18 protein-coding genes are annotated in these 19,175 nt (G+C 68.0%); 10 read left to right on the forward strand and 8 right to left on the reverse strand.

The genetic code is table 11. From position 1 onward, the window contains the following. Nucleotides 1–424: 424 nt before the first annotated feature. On the forward strand, nucleotides 425–889 hold the full coding sequence (locus WT53_RS27225; RefSeq protein ID WP_034207694.1) for a GNAT family N-acetyltransferase: 465 nt from the start codon (nucleotides 425–427) through the stop codon (nucleotides 887–889). Between the two features lie 25 nt (nucleotides 890–914). Here WT53_RS27225 and WT53_RS27230 read toward each other — a convergent pair whose 3' ends face one another. Continuing rightward, nucleotides 915–1,796: a helix-turn-helix domain-containing protein gene (locus WT53_RS27230; RefSeq protein ID WP_034207693.1), complete on the reverse strand. Its 882-nt coding sequence runs from the start codon at nucleotides 1,794–1,796 to the stop codon at nucleotides 915–917. A 269-nt stretch (nucleotides 1,797–2,065) separates the two neighbouring features. Here WT53_RS27230 and WT53_RS27235 point away from each other — a divergent pair, with 269 nt between their 5' ends. Beyond that, complete coding sequence (locus tag WT53_RS27235) at nucleotides 2,066–2,479, forward strand: gamma-glutamylcyclotransferase (protein ID WP_034207692.1); 414 nt, start codon at nucleotides 2,066–2,068, stop codon at nucleotides 2,477–2,479. 127 nt (nucleotides 2,480–2,606) lie between these two features. Here WT53_RS27235 and aceB read toward each other — a convergent pair whose 3' ends face one another. Together aceB and WT53_RS27245 are read right to left on the reverse strand one after the other, a co-directional pair. Further along, nucleotides 2,607–4,199, reverse strand: coding sequence for a malate synthase A (gene aceB / locus WT53_RS27240; protein WP_060262378.1), 1,593 nt, complete (start codon nucleotides 4,197–4,199; stop codon nucleotides 2,607–2,609). 65 nt (nucleotides 4,200–4,264) lie between these two features. After that, nucleotides 4,265–5,026 carry a haloacid dehalogenase type II gene (locus tag WT53_RS27245; protein ID WP_060262369.1) on the reverse strand — a complete coding sequence of 254 codons (762 nt, stop codon included), beginning with the start codon at nucleotides 5,024–5,026 and terminating at the stop codon, nucleotides 4,265–4,267. 155 nt (nucleotides 5,027–5,181) lie between these two features. Here WT53_RS27245 and WT53_RS27250 point away from each other — a divergent pair, with 155 nt between their 5' ends. Both WT53_RS27250 and WT53_RS27255 read left to right on the forward strand, forming a co-directional pair. Beyond that, a complete protein-coding gene (locus tag WT53_RS27250) occupies nucleotides 5,182–6,087 on the forward strand; it encodes a LysR family transcriptional regulator (protein WP_034207689.1) in 906 nt (301 codons plus the stop codon). A 156-nt stretch (nucleotides 6,088–6,243) separates the two neighbouring features. Then, the gene (locus WT53_RS27255; RefSeq protein WP_034207688.1) at nucleotides 6,244–6,678 is read left to right on the forward strand and encodes a universal stress protein; all 435 of its coding nucleotides are present in this window, start codon (nucleotides 6,244–6,246) and stop codon (nucleotides 6,676–6,678) included. 210 nt (nucleotides 6,679–6,888) lie between these two features. Here the strand turns inward: WT53_RS27255 and aceA are convergent, their stop codons facing one another. From aceA to WT53_RS27270, 3 genes are all read right to left on the reverse strand, one after another. Continuing rightward, nucleotides 6,889–8,196 carry an isocitrate lyase gene (gene aceA / locus WT53_RS27260; protein ID WP_012328776.1) on the reverse strand — a complete coding sequence of 436 codons (1,308 nt, stop codon included), beginning with the start codon at nucleotides 8,194–8,196 and terminating at the stop codon, nucleotides 6,889–6,891. A 400-nt stretch (nucleotides 8,197–8,596) separates the two neighbouring features. Further along, nucleotides 8,597–10,138, reverse strand: a complete 1,542-nt coding sequence (locus tag WT53_RS27265) for a DEAD/DEAH box helicase (RefSeq protein ID WP_034207687.1) — start codon at nucleotides 10,136–10,138, stop codon at nucleotides 8,597–8,599. A gap of 357 nt (nucleotides 10,139–10,495) precedes the next feature. Further along, nucleotides 10,496–10,765 (reverse strand): acyl-CoA-binding protein, encoded by a 270-nt coding sequence (locus WT53_RS27270; protein ID WP_034207686.1) that lies wholly within the window; start codon nucleotides 10,763–10,765, stop codon nucleotides 10,496–10,498. Between the two features lie 147 nt (nucleotides 10,766–10,912). Here WT53_RS27270 and tsaB point away from each other — a divergent pair, with 147 nt between their 5' ends. The 4 genes from tsaB to WT53_RS27290 are packed head-to-tail and all read left to right on the forward strand — an operon-like array spanning nucleotide 10,913 to nucleotide 14,151. Further along, nucleotides 10,913–11,680 (forward strand): tRNA (adenosine(37)-N6)-threonylcarbamoyltransferase complex dimerization subunit type 1 TsaB, encoded by a 768-nt coding sequence (gene tsaB / locus WT53_RS27275; RefSeq protein ID WP_034207685.1) that lies wholly within the window; start codon nucleotides 10,913–10,915, stop codon nucleotides 11,678–11,680. Further along, complete coding sequence (gene rimI / locus WT53_RS27280) at nucleotides 11,677–12,177, forward strand: ribosomal protein S18-alanine N-acetyltransferase (protein WP_034207684.1); 501 nt, start codon at nucleotides 11,677–11,679, stop codon at nucleotides 12,175–12,177. The genes tsaB and rimI overlap by 4 nt, the downstream gene beginning before the upstream one ends. Beyond that, the gene (locus tag WT53_RS27285) at nucleotides 12,164–13,189 is read left to right on the forward strand and encodes a uracil-DNA glycosylase (RefSeq protein WP_060262380.1); all 1,026 of its coding nucleotides are present in this window, start codon (nucleotides 12,164–12,166) and stop codon (nucleotides 13,187–13,189) included. Before rimI ends, WT53_RS27285 begins: the two co-directional genes overlap by 14 nt. Continuing rightward, complete coding sequence (locus WT53_RS27290; RefSeq protein ID WP_034207683.1) at nucleotides 13,186–14,151, forward strand: DUF1853 family protein; 966 nt, start codon at nucleotides 13,186–13,188, stop codon at nucleotides 14,149–14,151. The genes WT53_RS27285 and WT53_RS27290 overlap by 4 nt, the downstream gene beginning before the upstream one ends. Nucleotides 14,152–14,169: 18 nt before the next feature. On the opposite strand, the gene thiD is transcribed toward WT53_RS27290, so the two are convergent. Beyond that, a complete protein-coding gene (thiD, locus tag WT53_RS27295; RefSeq protein ID WP_034207682.1) occupies nucleotides 14,170–14,979 on the reverse strand; it encodes a bifunctional hydroxymethylpyrimidine kinase/phosphomethylpyrimidine kinase in 810 nt (269 codons plus the stop codon). Nucleotides 14,980–15,037: 58 nt separating this feature from the next. Next, nucleotides 15,038–16,345 carry a lysophospholipid transporter LplT gene (gene lplT, locus WT53_RS27300; protein WP_034207681.1) on the reverse strand — a complete coding sequence of 436 codons (1,308 nt, stop codon included), beginning with the start codon at nucleotides 16,343–16,345 and terminating at the stop codon, nucleotides 15,038–15,040. A 218-nt stretch (nucleotides 16,346–16,563) separates the two neighbouring features. Between lplT and alr the strand changes: the two genes are divergently transcribed. Together alr and radA are read left to right on the forward strand one after the other, a co-directional pair. Next, nucleotides 16,564–17,634 carry an alanine racemase gene (gene alr, locus WT53_RS27305; RefSeq protein ID WP_059780838.1) on the forward strand — a complete coding sequence of 357 codons (1,071 nt, stop codon included), beginning with the start codon at nucleotides 16,564–16,566 and terminating at the stop codon, nucleotides 17,632–17,634. 11 nt (nucleotides 17,635–17,645) lie between these two features. Next, nucleotides 17,646–19,022, forward strand: coding sequence for a DNA repair protein RadA (gene radA, locus WT53_RS27310; RefSeq protein ID WP_059823752.1), 1,377 nt, complete (start codon nucleotides 17,646–17,648; stop codon nucleotides 19,020–19,022). The last annotated feature ends 153 nt before the right edge of the window (nucleotides 19,023–19,175 follow it).

Here is a 19,175-nt window from a genome sequence, read left to right on the forward strand (position 1 = left end):
GCGGTAGTTCAGTCGGTTAGAATACCGGCCTGTCACGCCGGGGGTCGCGGGTTCGAGTCCCGTCCGCTCCGCCAGAAAATGAAAAAGCCCGCCTTGTGCGGGCTTTTTCATTGGTATCGCTCGTCGTGCCCGCAAGCGGGCACGTGACTGCGGGGCGGAGGAAGCCGCCTGCGCGGCTTCCGGCGGGACTCGAAGGGCTGCGCTTGCAAGCGCAGCCGCGGCCTGCGGCAGGTAGGCGAGTCCCGTCCGCTCCGCCAGAAAATGAAAAAGCCCGCCTCGTGCGGGCTTTTTCGCTTGCACCTCCGAGCGCGCGTGCCGCCATGCCGCGTGCTGCATCGGATGTCGCGACCCTACGAGAAATTCGCGATTGCATCCGCATGCGACTGCGCTATCGTGGCGGGGATGTGTTTCCGACTCCTGCGCGATGCTCGATCCGACCGACCTGCGACTCCTGTATCAGCTCCGGCCCGCGGAGCCCGGCGATTTTCCGTATGCCGAAGCGTTGACGCACGGCAACATGGGCGGCTACTACAAGCGCCATGGGCTCGTGTGGCGCAGCGATCTGTTCTATGCGAGCTGGCGCGAATCCGAGAACTTCATCCTCGAGGCCGACGGCGAGCGCATCGGCGTGCTGCGCGTGACCGAGGAGGGCGATTCGCTGCATATCCGCGACGTGCAGATCGCGGCCGGCCATCGCGGGCAGGGCGCCGGCACCTACCTGCTCGAGATGTCGCATCGCTGGGCGCGTGCGCGCGGGCTGCACGAACTGCAGTTGCGCGTGTTCGTCGACAATCCCGCCGCGCATTTGTACCTGCGCATGGGCTACCGGGTCACCGGGCCGCGGCTCGCGCAACTCGGCTCGATCCGCCACATGGTGCGGCCGGTCTGACGGTCCGACGCGCCGGAGCGGGCGATCAGCGGGCCGTGTCGATCGCGCCGTCGTCGTCTGGCGTTTCGCTGTCCGCGGCGGCGCCGTCCGGGCCTCGATGCTCGTAGCCGCGCAGCATGAACGCGCGCGGGCTTTCGCCGAACGCACGACGGAACATGGCCGAGAACGCGCTCTGGCTCTGGTAGCCGAGCTCACGCGCGATATGCGACAGCGGGCGCCCTTGGTTCAGCAGCGGGATCGCCCGCGCGAGCAGCGCCTGCTGGCGCCACTGCGAAAAACTCACGCCCAGTTCCTGCTTGAAGAGCCGCGATATCGTGCGCGTGCTCGCGCCGACCTCGCTCGCCCAGTGCTCGAGCGACTCCGCGTGCGCGGGGTGCGCGAGTACCGATTCGCACAGCAGGCGCAGCCGTTTCTCGTCGGGCATCGGCACCGCGAGCGGCAACGGTTCGGCATGACTCAGCTCGTCGAGCACGAGCCCGCACAGCAGGCGCTCGCGCGCGGCGCTCAGGTCGCGCGCATCGAGTGCGACGATCAGCTCGCGCAGCAGCCCCGTCACCTCGACGACGCGGCATGCGTCGAGGCCGCCCGGCACGATCGACTCGTCGATATACAGCGTGCGCAAATAGGCTTCTTCGACGATCACGACCTCGTGCGTCACGTGCGGCGGCACCCAGATCGCACGGGACGGCGGCACCATCCAGGTCGTGCCGGTCGTCGCGACGCGCAGCACGCCGCGCGACGCGTACGCGAGCTGCGCCCATGCATGCGTGTGCAGCGGAATGCGGCGGCCGGCATCGACCTGCCGTGCGCGTACCCGCATCGGATGGACGGCCGTCGGCGCGAATTCCGGCGGGATGTCGATGACGTCGTACGGGTTCGATACGTCGGCTTGGGCGGGCGGATTCATGAACGGTTCGGGCGGCGCGGCGGCGATGCCGTTATTTTAGAAGGCGCCGCATAAGCGCATGCGGCGGTTTTTCGGGCCATCATGCCGGGTTCAAATGAACTTTGTGTGGGCACCGGCGAATCCGGGGCGACCGCCCGCGGTCGCGCGCCCCCGGCGGTTCGAACCATCGGGGCGGTATCGCGGTCTATCGATGCGTGCGCAATGGCACGCCAATCGCACACCGATCGCATGCGAACACGGCAACACACGAATCGAAGAGGAGAACCACGATGCGCCACGTATTCGTCTATGGCACCTTGAGAGCTGGACAGGCCAACGACATCGGTCAGGCGGCCGCCCGCCACGGAATCGCCGCGCCGACGCTGCTGGGCGCGGCCGCGCTGCCGGGCGAGCTGTACGATTTCGGCACCTACCCGGGCATGCTCGCCGGGCCGGCCGGCAAGTCGCTGGTCTGGGGCGACGTCTACGAGGTCGACGAGCAACTCGTCCCGGTGCTCGACGAGATCGAGCGCGTCTATCCGGGCGTCGACTCATTGTTCAAACCGGAAGAGGTGACCGTCGAGCTCGGCGGCCGGCAGTACGCGTGCCTGTATTATCCGGTTGCCGCGCATGCGGCGGCCGGGCGCCCGCGCATCGCGTCCGGCGACTGGGTTCAGTACCGGCGCGAGCAGGAAGCCGCCTGAGCTTGCCTGCGGGGGGCGGCGGGACAGCCGTAAAAAAGAAAGCGCCCCGCGGGGCGCTTTTTTCGTGCCGCCGTCGCATGCGACCGCCGGCACGGCGTGGCCGGCCGGCGACGCAACGGCGTCGTCGTCAGATTTCCTCGTACAGCGGCAGCGTCAGGAATTCGGTGAAGCCTTCCGACGTCGACATCTGCTCGAAGATCGCCGCCGCGCGCTCGTATGGCTGCGTGTTGCCGCCGACCGAGCGCTTCACGTTGTCGAGTTCGATTTTCGCGAATTCACGCACGAGTTCGGCCGTGACCTTGCGGCCGTCGTCGAGCATGCCCTTCGGCGAGCGGATCCATTGCCAGACCTGCGAGCGGGAAATCTCGGCCGTGGCCGCGTCTTCCATCAGGTTGTGGATCGGCACGCAGCCGTTGCCGTCGAGCCACGCGCCGAGGTAGTGGATCCCGACGTTGATGTTGTTGCGCAGGCCGGCTTCGGTGATCGGCGCTTCCGGCTGGAAGTCGAGCAGGTTCCGGCCTTCGACCTGCACGTCGTCGCGCTGCTTCGCGATCTGGTTCGGCTTGTCGCCGAGCACCTTGACGAACTCTTCCATCGCGATCGGCACGAGGCCCGGGTGCGCGACCCAGCCGCCGTCGTAGCCGTCGGTCGCGTCACGCTGCTTGTCCGAGCGCACGCCGCCCATCGCCTTGTCGTTCGCTTCCGGATCGTTCTTGATCGGGATCAGCGCGCTCATCCCGCCGATCGCCGGCGCGTTGCGCTTGTGGCAGGTCTTCAGCAGCAGCAGCGCGTACGCACGCATGAACGGCACCGTCATCGTGATCTTCGAACGGTCGGCCAGGCAGAAGTCGCGATCGTTCTTGAACTTCTTGATCGCCGAGAAGATGTAGTCCCAGCGGCCGGCGTTCAGGCCCGAGCTGTGTTCGCGCAGTTCGTACAGGATCTCGTCCATCTCGAACGCGGCGAGGATCGTCTCGATCAGCACCGTCGCGCGGATCGTGCCGCGCGGCACGCCGATCGCTTCCTGCGCGGCGACGAAGATGTCGTTCCACAGGCGCGCCTCGAGATGGCTTTCCATCTTCGGCAGGTAGAAGTACGGGCCCGAGCCGCGCGCGATCAGTTCCTTCGCGTTGTGGAACAGGAACAGCGCGAAATCGAAGATGCCGCCGGACACGCGCTGGCCGTCGACCGTCACGTGCTTCTCGTCGAGGTGCCAGCCGCGCGGACGCACGATCAGCGTCGCGACCTTGTCGTTCAGCTTGTACGACTTGCCGTTCTGTTCGAGCGAGATCGTGCGGCGCACCGCGTCCTTCAGGTTGATCTGACCGTCGATCTGGTTCGTCCAGCTCGGCGCGTTCGAATCCTCGAAGTCCGTCATGTACGAATCGGCGCCCGAGTTCAGCGCGTTGATGATCATCTTGCGCTCGACGGGGCCCGTGATCTCGACCCGCCGGCATTGCAGGTCGGCCGGCAGCGGCGCGACCGTCCAGTCGCCTTCGCGAATCGCCTTCGTCTCGGCCAGGAAGTCGGGGCGCTCGCCCGCGTCGAGGCGTTTCGTGCGCTCGACGCGGGCCTGCAGCAGCGCCTGGCGGCGCGATTCGAACGTACGGTGCAGCGCCGCGACGAGTGCCAGCGCGTCGGGCGTCAGGATGGCTTCGTAACCCGGCTTGATTTCGCCGGTGATCGTCATGCCTTGCGGCAGCGTGATCGAGGTGCTCATGAGTCTCATCTCCTTGGTCGGTCAGTTGCGGTTTCGGTGAAGGGGGAAGGCGGCAGCGGCGAACGTCATGCACCCGGGCCGGGGCGCGTGCGGTTTGCGGGTCTGCCGGACGGAGCCGGGGCGGCGAGGAAGGCGAGCAGGTCGGCCATGCCGGTGCCCGTGCCGTCGGGCGGCGCGCCGAGTTCCTCGGCAGGCGCGCCCGTGCGGTTGAGCCAGAACGTCGTGTAGCCGAACCAGGTGGCGCCGGCGACGTCCCATGCGTTCGACGACACGAACACAATGTCGCGCGGGTTCGGCCCGAACGCGGCGGTGCCGAGCGCGTAGGCGGCCGGGCTCGGCTTGTACGCGCGCACGGTGTCGGCCGACAGCACGCGATCGAACAGCCCGGACATGCCGGCGCTCTTGATCGCGATGTCGAGCATTTGCGGGGTGCCGTTCGACAGGATCGCGAGCGGCGGGCGCGGCTCGAGCGCGCGCAGCTTGCGCAGCGCGGGCACCGTGTCGGGATAGGTGGACAGGCACGCGTATTCGTCCATCAGCCGCTTCTCGGCCGCGCCGTTCAGCGCGAGCCCGAGCCGGCGCGCGGCGAACCGCAGCGCATCGAGCGTGATGTCCCGGAACGGGCGATAGCGGGCGCCGGCCGGGTCGGCGAGCGTGCGCAACTGCGAGTATTCGATCTGCTTGCGTCGCCACAGCTGCGACAGCCGCTCCCCGTGACCGGGAAACATCTGCTCTGCCGCGGCCAGCACGGCGCGCACGTCGAACAACGTGCCGAATGCGTCGAAGAGGATGGCGTCGGGAGAGGAGAGTGTCGTTGTGGCCGACATAGCCTTGCGCTCCAGTTTCAGAGGTCGGATCGATTCTATTCGTGATCGAAGGTGCTAAAAAAGACGCTAATCATCACTTGATCTTTTACTTTCATATACCTAATCTTGGCGGCTCAAGCTATTTGAAGGGCGGCGACGCCGCCCTCGCGAGAGTCATGGACCGGTTCAAACAGATCGAAACGTTCGCCGCGGTCGCGGCGAAAGGCAGCCTGTCGGCGGCCGCGCACGCGGAAGGCGTCGCGCCGGCGATCATCGGCCGCCGCCTCGACGCGCTCGAGGAGCGGCTCGGCGTGAAGCTCCTGGTGCGCACGACGCGCAAGCTCACGCTGACGTTCGAGGGTTCGGCGTTCCTGGAGGACTGCCAGCGCATCATCAACGACATGCAGAACGCGGAGGCGAGCGTGTCCGCCGGCGGCGTCAAGGCGAGCGGCCACCTGCGGATTTCCGCGCCGGCCGGCTTCGGCCGGCGCCATGTCGCGCCACTCGTGCCCGAATTCAGCGTCGGACACCCGGACGTGTCGGTCACGCTCGACCTGTCCGACCGGATGGTCGACCTCGTCAACGAGGGCTTCGATTGCGCGGTGCGGCTCGGCGAGCTGCCCGATTCGTCGCTGGTGTCGCTGAAACTCGGCGAGAACCGCCGCGTGTGCGTCGCGTCCCCCGCGTATCTCGCGCGGCGCGGCACGCCCGCCACGCTCGCGGAACTCGCTCGCCACAACTGCCTCGCGCTCGCGGCGAATGCGAACCAGCAGCGCGGCTGGTCGTTCCAGGAGGACGGCAAGGTCGTGTCGATCCGCGTGAACGGCACGATGGAGTGCTCGGACGGCGCGGTGCTGCACGAGTGGTGCCTCGCAGGCCACGGGCTCGCGTGGCGCTCGTGGTGGGAAGTCGGCGAGGACATCGCGGCCGGCCGGCTCGTCAGCGTGCTCGACGCGTTCGCCGCGCCGCCGATCGGCATCCATGCGGTGTTTCCGCAGCGCCGGCATCTGCCGCTGCGGGTGCGCCTGTTTCTCGATTACCTGAAGCACACGTACGAGCGGCCCGGCTATTGGGGCGAGTAGGCGACACCCGCCCGCGCGTTTCCGATATGAGGGCGAACCCGCTGACGATGCAGTGAGCGCGGTTTCGCACACTACAATCGGAAGAGGCATGCACGCCGTGTCGCGGCCGGCTCGGCTGGCGCCGCGGCGCGCGTGCGATTGACGAAGGAGGGCGCGATGTTCCGGCACATCCTCGTTCCAACCGACGGTTCCGAACTGTCGAAGAAGGCGATCGACGGTGCGATCGACCTGGCTCGTGCGGTCGGCGCGCGCGTGACGGCCTACGCGTGCCTGCCGCAATACCCGTACTCGCCGTTTTCCGAAGTGATCATCGAGCCGCCCGCCGATTTCCGCGCGCGCAGCGAGCGCGAGGCGCGTGCGCATCTCGAGGAGGTGGAAGCGGCCGCGAAGGCGGCCGGGGTCGCGTGCGACACGTGGACGAGCGTGCATCCGTCGCCGTATCTCGGCATCATCGAGGCGGCCGAGCGCGGCGGCTGCGACGTGATCTTCATGGCGTCCCACGGACGCCGCGGGCTCGGCAGCCTGCTGATCGGCAGCGAGACGCAGCGCGTGCTGACCCATACGAAAATTCCGGTGATCGTCTATCGGTAGGGCGGCGCCGGCCGTGGCCGGGCCGGCTGCACCGCCGAAAAAAGGGCGCGCCGGACGAAGCCGGCGCGCATCGTTGCTGGCGGCCCGCAGGCCGCGCGGCCGGTCGCGCAATGGGACTCGCGCGCCTGCCGTCTCCTCCCTGATTGTTGTCCGGTGGCCGATGCCGCGGCGTCGCGAGACGCGGCGGCATCGGCGTCACGCCCGCGCGTGTTATGCGACCTTCTTGCCGTCGAAGAACTGTTCGTCCTCGGTCGACCCATGCAGCGCGGTCGTCGACGCTTCGCGTTCGACCGTCTGCGTCACCGCGTCGAAGTAGCCGGTGCCGACCTCGCGCTGGTGCTTGACGGCCGTGAAGCCCTTGTCGGCTGCGGCGAATTCCGCCTGCTGCAGTTCGACGAACGCGCTCATCTGCGTGCGCGCATAGCCGTGCGCGAGGTTGAACATCGAGTAGTTCAGCGCATGGAAGCCGGCCAGCGTGATGAACTGGAACTTGTAGCCCATCGCGCCGAGCTCCTTCTGGAACTTCGCGATCGTCGCGTCGTCGAGGTTCTTCTTCCAGTTGAACGACGGCGAGCAGTTGTACGACAGCAGCTTGCCCGGGAACTGCTTGTGGATCGCTTCCGCGAACTTCTTCGCGTACTCGAGATCGGGCTTGCCCGTTTCGCACCAGATCAGGTCCGCGTACGGCGCGTACGCGAGGCCGCGCGAGACTGCCTGTTCGAGGCCCGGCTTCGTGCGGAAGAAGCCTTCCACCGTGCGCTCGCCCGTCAGGAACGGCTTGTCGTTGTCGTCGACGTCGGACGTGATCAGGTCGGCCGCTTCCGCGTCGGTGCGGGCCACCAGCACGGTCGGCGTACCCATCACGTCGGCCGCGAGACGCGCGGCCGACAGCTTCGCGACGGCTTCGCGCGTCGGCACGAGCACCTTGCCGCCCATGTGGCCGCACTTCTTCACCGACGCGAGCTGATCCTCGAAGTGGACGCCCGATGCGCCGGCCTCGATCATCGCCTTCATCAGTTCGAACGCATTGAGCACGCCGCCGAAACCGGCTTCCGCATCGGCGACGATCGGCGCGAAGAAATCGACGTAGCCTTCGTCGCCCGGGTTCTTGCCTTCCGACCATTGGATCTGGTCGGCGCGCGTCAGCGTGTTGTTGATGCGCTTCACGACGAGCGGCACCGAGTTGGCCGGGTACAGCGATTGGTCCGGGTACATTTCGCCCGCGACGTTCGCGTCGCCGGCCACTTGCCAGCCGGACAGGTAGATGGCCTTCAGGCCGGCTTTCACCTGCTGCATCGCCTGGTTGCCGGTCAGCGCGCCGAGTGCGTTGACGAACGGCTCGTTGTTGATGAGGCTCCACAGTTTTTCCGCGCCGCGCTTGGCCAGCGTGTGCTCGATCGGGATCGAGCCGCGCAGGCGGACGACGTCCTCAGCCAAGTAGCTGCGCTTGATACCCTTCCAGCGCGGATCGGTTTCCCATTGCTGCTGCAGTTCCTGTGCCTGTTGCTGACGCGACATGATGAGCTCCTTGATGCGGTATAGGCGTAACGGGCCGAATCTGACGGTGGTGATGCCGTTCGCGAAGCGGGGAAGCGGTGCATGCCGTTTCGCGAAGTCTTGTATAAGAGTCTAGGCAAATAGGCGGGAGCGAAACAGGGGCTGTCTCGGGAAGCGAGGAATTTTTTAGTTGTTTTTAATCAATAGCTTGCCAAGTTGATTTCGAGATAAGAAATGCGTTTTCCTATCCCGCAATCGTGCGGCTTGTGCCTTGCAGCATGATTTTTTACGACGCAAAAAAATTTTCCGCATCGTGAAATTGACGGCGAGACGAAAAAAAACCGGCGTGGACGCGCCGGTTGGCTGGACGGCCGGGTGGCCGATCCGCAGGGCGGCCGCCGGCCGCCCGTGTGTGCTTGTCTTACGAGGCCGAATTGCTGCGGCGCGGGCCGCCGCTGCGCTGACCGTCGCGACGCGGGCCGCCGTCGCGGCTGCCGCCCGGCTTGCCGCTCCAGCCGCCGCCATTGCCGCCGCCGTAGCTGCGGCCGTTGCCGTTGCCGCCATAACCGCCGCCCGGCTTGCCGCCGAAACGACGACCGCCGTTGCCGCCGCCCGGACGGCCGCGGCCGCCGTTGCCGCCGTTGCGCGGGGGAGCCTTGCGCGGCTCGAAACCTTCGATCACGTTGACTGGCAGCGGCGAGCGCACGAAGCGCTCGATGCGCTTGAGCGCGCCTTGCTCGGCATGATGCACGAGGCTCACCGCGATACCCGAACGGCCTGCGCGACCGGTACGGCCGATACGGTGCACGTAGTCTTCCGCGAACTTCGGCAGGTCGTAGTTGAACACGTGCGTGATGCCCGGGATGTCGATGCCGCGGGCCGCGACGTCGGTGGCCACCAGCACGCGCACGCGGCGCTCGCGCAGCGCACGGATCGTGCGGTTACGCGCGCCTTGCGGCAGGTCGCCGTGCAGCGCGGCCGATTCGAAGCCTGCGTCGGCCAGACGGCCGGCGAGCTGGTCGGCGTCGATCTTGGTCGCCGTGAAGATGATCGCCTGGTCGAGCGCGTCGTCGCGCAGCAGGTGATCGAGCAGGCGATCCTTGTGGTCGCGGTCGTCGACGTAATGGACGGTCTGCGCGATGTTCGCGCGCGATTCCAGGCGCTGCTGGATCTCGATGCGCTCCGGGTCCTTCAACAGGCGGCTCGTCAGCGAACCGATCTTGCCGTCGAGCGTGGCCGAGAACAGCATCGTCTGGCGCGATTCCGGCGTGGCGGCGACGATCGTTTCGATGTCCTCGATGAAGCCCATGTCGAGCATGCGGTCGGCTTCGTCAAGCACGAGCATCTTCAGTTCCGACAGGTCGATGCGGCCGCGCTCGAGGTGATCGAGCAGGCGGCCCGGCGTGGCGACCAGGATTTCCGGGTTCTTCGCGAGCAGCATCAACTGCTGGCCGTAGGCGACGCCGCCGAGGATGCTGACCGTGCGCAGGCGCTTCAGATGCTTGCCGTACGTCGATGCGGCCGTCGTGACCTGCATCGCGAGTTCGCGGGTCGGCGTCAGCACGAGCAGGCCCGGGCGCGCGACGGGTTGCGGGCGGCGCACGCGGCGGTCACCCTGGTTCGGTTCGCGCGGCGCGCGCGGCTGCTGCGCCTGCGTCTTCTGGAGCTGTGCGAAACGTTCGATCGCGGGCAGCATGAATGCGGCCGTCTTGCCCGAACCGGTCGGGCTCGACACCAGCAGGTCGCGGCCGGCGATGCCGGCCGGAATCGCGCGCTGCTGCACCGGCGTCGGCTTCACGTAGCCGGCGGCCTGCAGCGCGGAGACGATCTCCGGCGACAACCCGAGCGACGCGAAGCTCGGCTCGTCCGACGCCGGTTCGACTGCGGCCGGTGCGGCGGCGTCGAGACCGAGCGCCTGGTCGGCGATCGCGTTGAGCGGGCTGGAGTTGATGCTCGAAGTCATAACAATCCTTGAAACACAGTGGGTGAAACGTCGGCGCCAATCGCGCATACCCAAGTCGTCGGATTCAGCGAGCAAATCGGGAAACGGGTGCAATCCGCCGAACCGTCGGCGGATGAGGCATTAGAAGCTGTTTTGGGTGCGGCGCGCTTCAGGAGCGGGACCGCCAGCCTAGTTGACGACCGCAAGGGTCGAAGCAGGAGGGGACAGGTTCTAAACCGGATTGGAGCTTAACGCTACGAGGCGTCGGGCCGGAACGGCTTGCGAGCCGAGCGCGGAAGGTGACGCAGGCCGCATTATAGAGAAATTTGCTGCGCTGCGCCACTGATTTGATTGCCGATTGCGGCGCGGGCGATCCGATCAGGACGCCGTGCCGTTTTTCAGCGATTCGACGAGTTCGATGTACTGCTGCTTCGCCGCATCTTGCGACGTGCCCTTCAGTGCGTCCCACGCATCGTATTTGTATTTGCCGACGATGTCGGTGAAGCCGGGCTTGTCGCCGTGCGCATCGCCGTCGGTCGCCTGCTTGAAGAGCGCGTACAGGCGCAGCAGGGTCAGGTTGCCCGGCCGTTCCGTCAGTTGCTTGACGTCGATCTGGGCCTGGTCGAATCGGGCGGTGAGTTCGCTCATCGGGTGTCTCCGTAAGGGTTTCAGATCGGCCGATCTTAACAAGCGGGCCGTCGCGCGGGGTCGAGCGATCCTTCCAAACCGCGGCCGGCGCCGCGCGTGCGCACAGATCGGACCCGATCGCCCGTGGGAGCGGGGCGGCGCATTACAATGTCGGCCATGACGCAAACAGTGCTCCTCGCCATCGATACGTCGACCGAATACTGCTCGGTCGCGCTGCTGCGCTCGGCCCCGGCCGATGACGCCGTTTCCACCCCGCAAACCTGGGTCCGTCACGAGCCGACGGGCGCCGTGTCGAGCACGCGCGTGCTGCCGGCGATCCAGGAACTCTTCGCCGAATCCGGGCTGACGCTCGCCGATTGCGACGCGATCGCGTTCGGCGCGGGCCCCGGCTCGTTCACGGGCCTGCGGACCGCGACCGGCATTACCCAGGGCCTCGCATTCGGGAGCGGGCTGCCGGTCGTGCCGATCGGCACGCTGCTCGCGTGCGCCGAGCACGCGCGGCTGCGCGCGCCCGGCACGGCCCGCGTGCTCGCCGCGCTCGACGCGCGGATGGACGAAGCCTACTGGGCGGATTTCGCGTGGGACGACGGCGCCGGCGACTGGCGCACGGTGCATCCGGCGTCGCTCGACGCACCGGGTGCCGTCGGCGTACCCGACGCGCCGTTCGTCCTCGCCGGCAATGCGGCCGCGGCGTTCGGCGCGCAATTGCCGGCCGCCGCACGGGCCGCCGCGATCGACGGCGACGCGCTGCCGCATGCGCTGGCGGTCGCGCATGCCGCGCTGCGCGCGTTCCGCGCGGGGCGTGCGGTGCCGGCCGACCAGGCCGCGCCCGAATACGTGCGCGACAAGGTCGCGCAGACCACGGCCGAGCGCATCGCGGCACGGGCCGCGCAGACGGGCGGAGCGAACGGATGACGGGTGTCCTGTTGAGCGACCGCTATCTGGCGCCGATGACGGACGCCGATCTCGACGAGGTCGTCGCGATCGAGCGCGTCGCGTACGAATTCCCGTGGAGCCGCGGCAATTTCGAGGATTCGTTGCGCAACGGCTATCTGGGCGTGTGCCTGCGGCACGTGACCGGGTCGCTCGTCGGCTATTGCGTGCTGATGCCCGTGATCGACGAGATGCATTTGCTGAACCTGTGCGTCGCGCCGGCCGCGCAACATGCGGGCGCGGGCCTCGCGCTGCTGCGCGAGGCGGTGCGCATTTCGCGCGCGGAGCGGCTCGACGGCGTGCTGCTCGAGGTGCGGCCGTCCAATCCGCGCGCGATTCGTCTGTACGAGCGCTTCGGCTTCGTGACGATCGGCCGGCGCAAGAACTACTATCCGGCGAAGCATCGCAGCCGGGAGGACGCGATCGTGATGCGTCTGACGCTGAACAAGGACGAGGGGGATGCGCATGGCGTGGGCTGAAGCGGCGCTCGAGGAACTGGGCCTCGCGCAGATCTGGGTACGGCGCGGGCAACGCGCGGGCGAGGGCGCGGCAGCCGACGCGCCTGCCGTCGCGGCAACCGCGACGGCCGACGTCGGTTCCGTCGTCGCGGCCGATCGGCCGGCGCGTGCGCCGGAGCAGGACGACGCGCCAGCGGCCGTCGCGCGTGGCGCTGCCGGTGGCTTGCCGGCTCGCGAGTCGTGGGCGCCGGCGCACGGTGTCGTCGATGGCGATCGCCCGCCCGCGCAGGCTGTGCCGTCCGATTCGGCCGCATTGTCCGATACGGTGCCGCCGAAGGCTGATACGTCGCCCGCCGGGGACGACGATTTCGCATGGTTCGACGCGGCGCCGCAGGGCGATGGCGTGCCGCCCGCCGAATCGCGTCCCGCCGGCACACCGGTCGCCGCGCTCGACTGGGATGCCCTGGCCGCGCGCGTGGCGGACTGCACGCTGTGCCGTCTGTGCGAGAAGCGGACCAACACCGTGTTCGGCGTAGGCGACCGCGAAGCGGACTGGATGCTGATCGGCGAAGCGCCGGGCGAGAACGAGGACAAGCAGGGCGAGCCGTTCGTCGGCCAGGCCGGCAAGCTGCTCGACAACATGCTGCAGTCGCTGTCGCTCAAGCGCGGCGACAACGTGTACATCGCGAACGTGATCAAGTGCCGGCCGCCCGGCAACCGCAACCCGGAGCCGGACGAGGTCGCGAGCTGCGAGCCTTATCTGCAGCGCCAGGTCGCGCTCGTGAGACCGAAGCTGATCGTCGCGCTCGGCCGTTTTGCCGCGCAGACGCTGCTGAAGACGGACGCGAGCATCGCGTCGCTGCGCGGCCGCGTGCATGCGTACGAGGGCGTGCCGGTGATCGTCACTTACCACCCGGCCTACCTGTTGCGCAGCCTGCAGGACAAGTCCAAGGCGTGGGCCGACCTGTGCCTCGCGCGCGACACGTTCCGGCGTGCGGATGGTGTCGACGCGAACGGCCCGACCGGGCAATGACGACCGGCGCGGCGTGCGCGTTCGTCGATACGCTGCATGACGTCGCGGTGCGCGACCTGGGCTGGCTGCTGGCCAGCCCGAGCCTGCTCACCGCGGTGCCGGGCGCACCGCTCGCCCACCCATGGCCGGATGCGGCCGGGCAAGCGGCCGTCGAAGGGTGGCTCGCCGCGCTCGATGCGCGGCCCGAGCCGCTGCATCGCGCGCTCGACGGGTTTCGGCCCACCCGGCTCGGACGCTACGCCGAATGCCTGCTCGAGTATTTTCTGACGTACGGGCCGTCGCTGCGGCTCGTCGCGGCCAATCTGCCGCTGCGCAGCAACGGCCGCACGCTCGGCGAAGTCGACTTTCTCGTCGACGCGCCGGATGGCCGGCGCCTGCACTGGGAGCTCGCGGTGAAGTGCTATCTGTGCGCGCCGGTGCGCGACGGCGCGTCGCTCGCCGACTTCGTCGGCCCCAATCTCGTCGATCGGTTCGACCGCAAGCGCAGCCGGCTGCTCGATCACCAGTTGCGGCTCGGCGAACACGACGGCTTTGCCCGGCTCGGCTACGGCGCGCCGTCCGACGCGCAGATGTTCGTCAAGGGTTGGCTGTTCCATCCGTACGGCGCACCGGTCTCGCCGGTGTCCGCCGAAATCGCGCCGGATCACCCGCGCGGTTTCTGGTTGACGCACGCGCAGTGGCCGGCGTGGGCGGCCGCGCAGCGTGACGGCGCGGCATGGAGCGTGTTGCCGAGGCTGGCATGGCTGGCGCCGCGGCGTGCCGCCGCCGGCGCGGGTGTCCAGCCCGAGCCGCTGGCGAGCGCACTAGAACTGCCGCCCGTGCTGGCGGCGCGCCAGGCGCCCGACCTGATCTGTATCCATGAAAAGGGTGCCGACGGCACGTGGCGCGAGACGGCGCGCGGTTTCGTCGTGCCCGACGACTGGCCGGGGCGCGCGCAGGCGTTCGCGGCGCAGGATCGCTGACGCCGCGTCAGCCCGCGCTTACCACCAGCGATGAAAGTGATGGACCGGGCCGACGCCGTGGCCGACGTCGAGGTGGCCGCTCGCGGCGATCGCGCCGGTCAGGTAGGTCTTGGCGTCGCGTACCGCGCTTTCCAGATCGGGCTGCTGCGGCAGCAGCGCGGCGATCGCCGACGACAGCGTGCAGCCGGTGCCGTGCGTGTTGCCGACCGGCAAGCGCGCGCCTTCGAGCCGCACGGTGCGTGTCGCTTCGACGAGCCAGTCGGGGCTCGCGGACGCGTCGGGCAGGTGGCCGCCCTTCATCAACACGGCGCGCGCGCCCGTTTGCAGCAACGCCTGGCCTTGCCGGACCATGTCGTCTTCGGTGGACGCGGGCGCATCGTTCAATAGTGCGGCCGCTTCGGGCAGGTTCGGCGTGACGACCGTCGCGAGCGGCAGCAGCGTGTCGCGCAGCGCGTCGACGGCATCGGGCGCGAGCAGCGCGTGGGCGCTCTTCGAGATCATCACCGTGTCGAGCACGACGAAGCGCGGCGCATAACGGCGCAGCGCGTCGGCCACCGCGTGCACGATCGCCGCGTTGGCGAGCATCCCGATCTTGACCGCATCGATGCGGATGTCGTCGAACACCGCGTCGAGTTGCGCGGTCACGAAGGCGGCGTCCGGCGCATGCACGCCCGTCACGCCGCGCGTGTTCTGCGCGGTCAGCGCGGTGATCGCGCTCGCGCCGTACGCGCCGAGCGCGGAAAACGTCTTCAGGTCGGCCTGGATGCCTGCGCCGCCGCCCGAATCGGAGCCGGCGATCGTCAGGATGTTGGGTATCGGGTGCGTCATGAGGGCAACGTGCCGGTTCAAGGACCGGCGCCGGCGGACGAAAACGGAGAGTGTAGCGTCAGTGCCGCGATTCGCCGATCAGCGCGACCGAGTCGAACTGACGCTGGTTCGCCTGGTGGCGGCGCATCACGAGCCACATCGTCAGGCAGACGAACGTGCCGAACAGCACGATCACGACGCCGACCGGCACGTCGAGCCACACGAGCACCGCATACAGGCACAGCATCACGAGCACCGACAGGTTCTCGTTGAAGTTCTGCACCGCGATCGAATGGCCGGCCGACAGCAGCACGTGGCCGCGATGCTGCAGCAGCGCGTTCATCGGCACGACGAAGTAGCCGGACAGCGCGCCGACGCCGATCAGGAAGACGTAGGCGACGATCAGGTAGAACGGCAGGCGCAGGTGGCCGAAGTGCACGGCCCAGTGCGACGGGAACAGGTCGCGCGTGTAGAACGCCATCAGCATCACCGCGATGCCCATGACGATGCCGACGGGCAGCACGGTCAGCGACTTCTTCAGCGGAATCCGGGCGGCGGCGGCGATCGCGCCGCCCGCGACGCCGACCGCGACCACGGCCTGCAGGATCGCGCCTTCGGACAGCGACATGTTGAGCGACACCTCGGCCCATTTCAGCACGATGAACTGCAGCGTCGCGCCGGCCCCCCAGAACAGCGTGGTGACCGCGAGCGAAATCTGGCCGAGCTTGTCGCGCCAGAGCACCATGAAGCAGTCGGCGAAATCGGTGAGCAACTTGACCGGGCCGCGTTCCTGCTTCGGATAGCGGGCGCCCGTGTCGGGAATGCGCAGGTTGAACAGCGCGGCGATCACGTAGATCGCCATGATGATCGCCATCGCGGCTTCGGCGGGCGTGCCGATCCAGTCGGGCGTGTGCGCGATCACGTGCGATGCGATGTGCGGGCTGATCAGCGCGCCGCCGAGCACGGTGCCGAGGATGATCGAGCTGACGGTCGTGCCTTCGATCCAGCCGTTCGCGGCGACCAGCCGGTCGGCCGGCAGCAGTTCGGTGAGAATCCCGTACTTGGCGGGCGAGTAGGCCGCCGCGCCGAAGCCGACGATCCCGTATGCGATCAGCGGGTGGGCGCCGAACAGCATGATCATGCAGCCGACCACCTTGATCGAGTTGGTGATGAACATCACGCGGCCCTTCGGGCGCGAATCCGCGAACGCACCGACATACGCCGCCAACACCACGTACGACAACACGAAGAACAGCTTCAGCAGCGGTGTCATCCAGTTGGGGGCGTGGAGGTCTTTCAGCAGGGCGATGGCGGCGATGAGAAGCGCATTGTCGGCCAGCGACGAGAAAAACTGCGCGGCCATGATGGTGTAAAAACCTTTTTTCATCTGATGCGATGCTTTCGTCGCTGCGGCAGGGCCGCGTAGGCCGCCTGGTATGCGATCGGCTTATTCCGTTCGAAATGGGTTGTGCGCACGGCTTTATAACATGAAAATACGCGAATTCGGACTAGCAAGATTCCCCGATCGTTCCGCAAATTGCCGGCTTCGGTGCTCAAAAGGCGCGGTAAGCTGATGATTCGCAAGCGTCTTTACGTAAATTTCCCATGCCGCGCCCGATCTCCGCCACCATCCACACCGCCGCTCTCGCGAACAATCTCTCCGTCGTCCGCCGCTTTGCCGGCCCGTCCAAGGTCTGGGCGGTCGTCAAGGCCAATGCGTACGGCCACGGTCTCGCTCGCGCGTTTCCGGGCCTGCGCGGCACCGACGGCTTCGGCCTGCTCGACCTCGACGAGGCCGTGAAGCTGCGCGAGCTCGGCTGGGCCGGCCCGATCCTGCTGCTCGAAGGCTTCTTCCGCTCGACCGACATCGACGTGATCGACCGCTACAGCCTGACGACGACCGTCCACAACGACGAGCAGATGCGGATGCTGGAGACGGCGCGGCTGTCGAAGCCCGTCAACGTGCAGCTCAAGATGAACAGCGGGATGAACCGGCTCGGTTACGCGCCGGAGAAGTACCGTGCCGCGTGGGAGCGTGCGCGCGCGTGCCCGGGCATCGGCCAGATCACGTTGATGACCCATTTTTCGGACGCGGACAACGAGCGCGGCGTCGCCGAGCAGCTCGCGACGTTCGAGCGTGGCGCGGCAAACATCGCCGGCGCGCGCAGTCTCGCGAATTCGGCGGCCGTGTTGTGGCATCCGGACACGCACTTCGACTGGGTGCGGCCGGGGATCGTGCTGTACGGGGCGTCGCCGTCCGGGTTGTCGTCCGATATCGCCGACACGGGGTTGAAGCCCGCGATGACGCTCGCGTCCGAGCTGATCGCGGTGCAGACGATCGCGAAGGGCCAGGCGATCGGCTATGGCTCGACGTTCTCCGCGCAGGCGCCGATGCGAATCGGCGTCGTCGCGTGCGGCTACGCGGACGGTTATCCGCGCGTCGCGCCGGAAGGCACGCCCGTGATCGTCGACGGCATCCGCACGCGGATCGTCGGTCGCGTCTCGATGGACATGATCACCGTCGACCTGACGCCGTGCCCGCAGGCCGGCGTCGGCGCGCGCGTCGAGCTGTGGGGCAACGCGCTGCCGATCGACGACGTCGCGCGCCATTGCGGCACGATCGGCTACGAGCTGATGTGCGCGATCGCCGCGCGCGTGCCGGTGCGAGCGGAATAAGGGCGTCGCGCGTGGCCAAACAGAAAACCGTTTACGTCTGCAGCGAGTGCGGCGGACAGACCCCCAAGTGGCAGGGCCAGTGCCCGTCGTGCCAGGCCTGGAACACTCTCGTCGAATCGGTCGCCGAGTCGTCGGCTGCGCACCGTTTCCAGTCGCTCGCGAAGCGGGCGCCGGTGCAGCGTCTCGTCGACATCGAGGCCGCCGACGTGCCGCGCTTCTCGACCGGCATCGGCGAATTCGACCGCGTGCTGGGCGGCGGGCTGGTCCCCGGCGGCGTCGTGCTGATCGGCGGCGATCCGGGCATCGGCAAGTCGACGCTGCTGCTGCAGTCGCTCGCGGATATCGCGAGCGAGCGGCGCGCGCTCTATATCAGCGGCGAGGAATCGGCCGCGCAGATCGCGTTGCGCGCGCAACGGCTCGCGCTGCTCGACGGCGGCGCGCCGGCGGCCGAACTGAAGCTGCTCGCCGAGATCCAGCTCGAGAAGATCCAGGCCGCGATCGATGCGGAGCGGCCGGACGTGGCCGTCATCGACTCGATCCAGACCGTCTATTCGGACGCGCTCACGTCGGCGCCGGGCTCGGTCGCGCAGGTGCGCGAATGCGCGGCGCAGCTCACGCGCATCGCGAAACAGTCGGGCACCGCGATCATCATGGTCGGGCACGTGACGAAAGAGGGCAACCTGGCCGGCCCGCGCGTGCTCGAGCACATCGTCGACACGGTGCTGTATTTCGAGGGCGACACGCATTCGTCGTTCCGGCTCGTGCGTGCGTTCAAGAACCGCTTCGGCGCAGTCAACGAGCTCGGCGTGTTCGCGATGACCGAGCGCGGGCTGCGCGGCGTAGCCAACCCGTCCGCGCTGTTCCTGTCGCAGCACGAGCAGGTCGTGCCCGGTTCGTGCGTGCTCGTCACGCAGGAAGGCACGCGTCCGCTGCTCGTCGAAATCCAGGCGCTCGTCGATACGGCGCACGTGCCGAACCCGCGCCGGCTCGCGGTCGGCCTCGAGCAGAACCGGCTCGCGATGCTGCTCGCGGTGCTGCACCGGCACGCGGGCATCGCGTGCTTCGACCAGGACGTGTTCCTGAATGCGGTCGGCGGCGTGAAGATCACCGAACCGGCCGCCGACCTCGCGGTGCTGCTCGCGATTCACTCGTCGATGCGCAACAAGGCGCTGCCCAAAGGGCTGATCGTGTTCGGCGAAGTGGGGCTGGCCGGCGAGATCCGGCCGTCGCCGCGCGGGCAGGAACGGCTGCGCGAAGCGGCGAAGCTCGGTTTCACGTCCGCGCTGATTCCGAAGGCGAATGCGCCGAAACAGGCGATCGAAGGGCTGAACGTGATGGCCGTCGAGCGGCTCGAGCAGGCGATCGACCGCGTGCGCGATCTCGAATGAGCGATCTCGGATGAGCGATCCGGCGCGCGCGGGCTGGGCGTCGCCGGACGATCTGTCGCGTAATTCACCGTAAAGAATATGTAGGCTGCTGTAACCCGCCGGACATCGCTTTTCCCTATCCTTTGCCGGAATGTCGAACCGCGCAATGCGAAG

It is taken from the genome of Burkholderia sp. MSMB2157WGS (genome assembly GCF_001532755.1).
Lineage (GTDB): Bacteria > Pseudomonadota > Gammaproteobacteria > Burkholderiales > Burkholderiaceae > Burkholderia.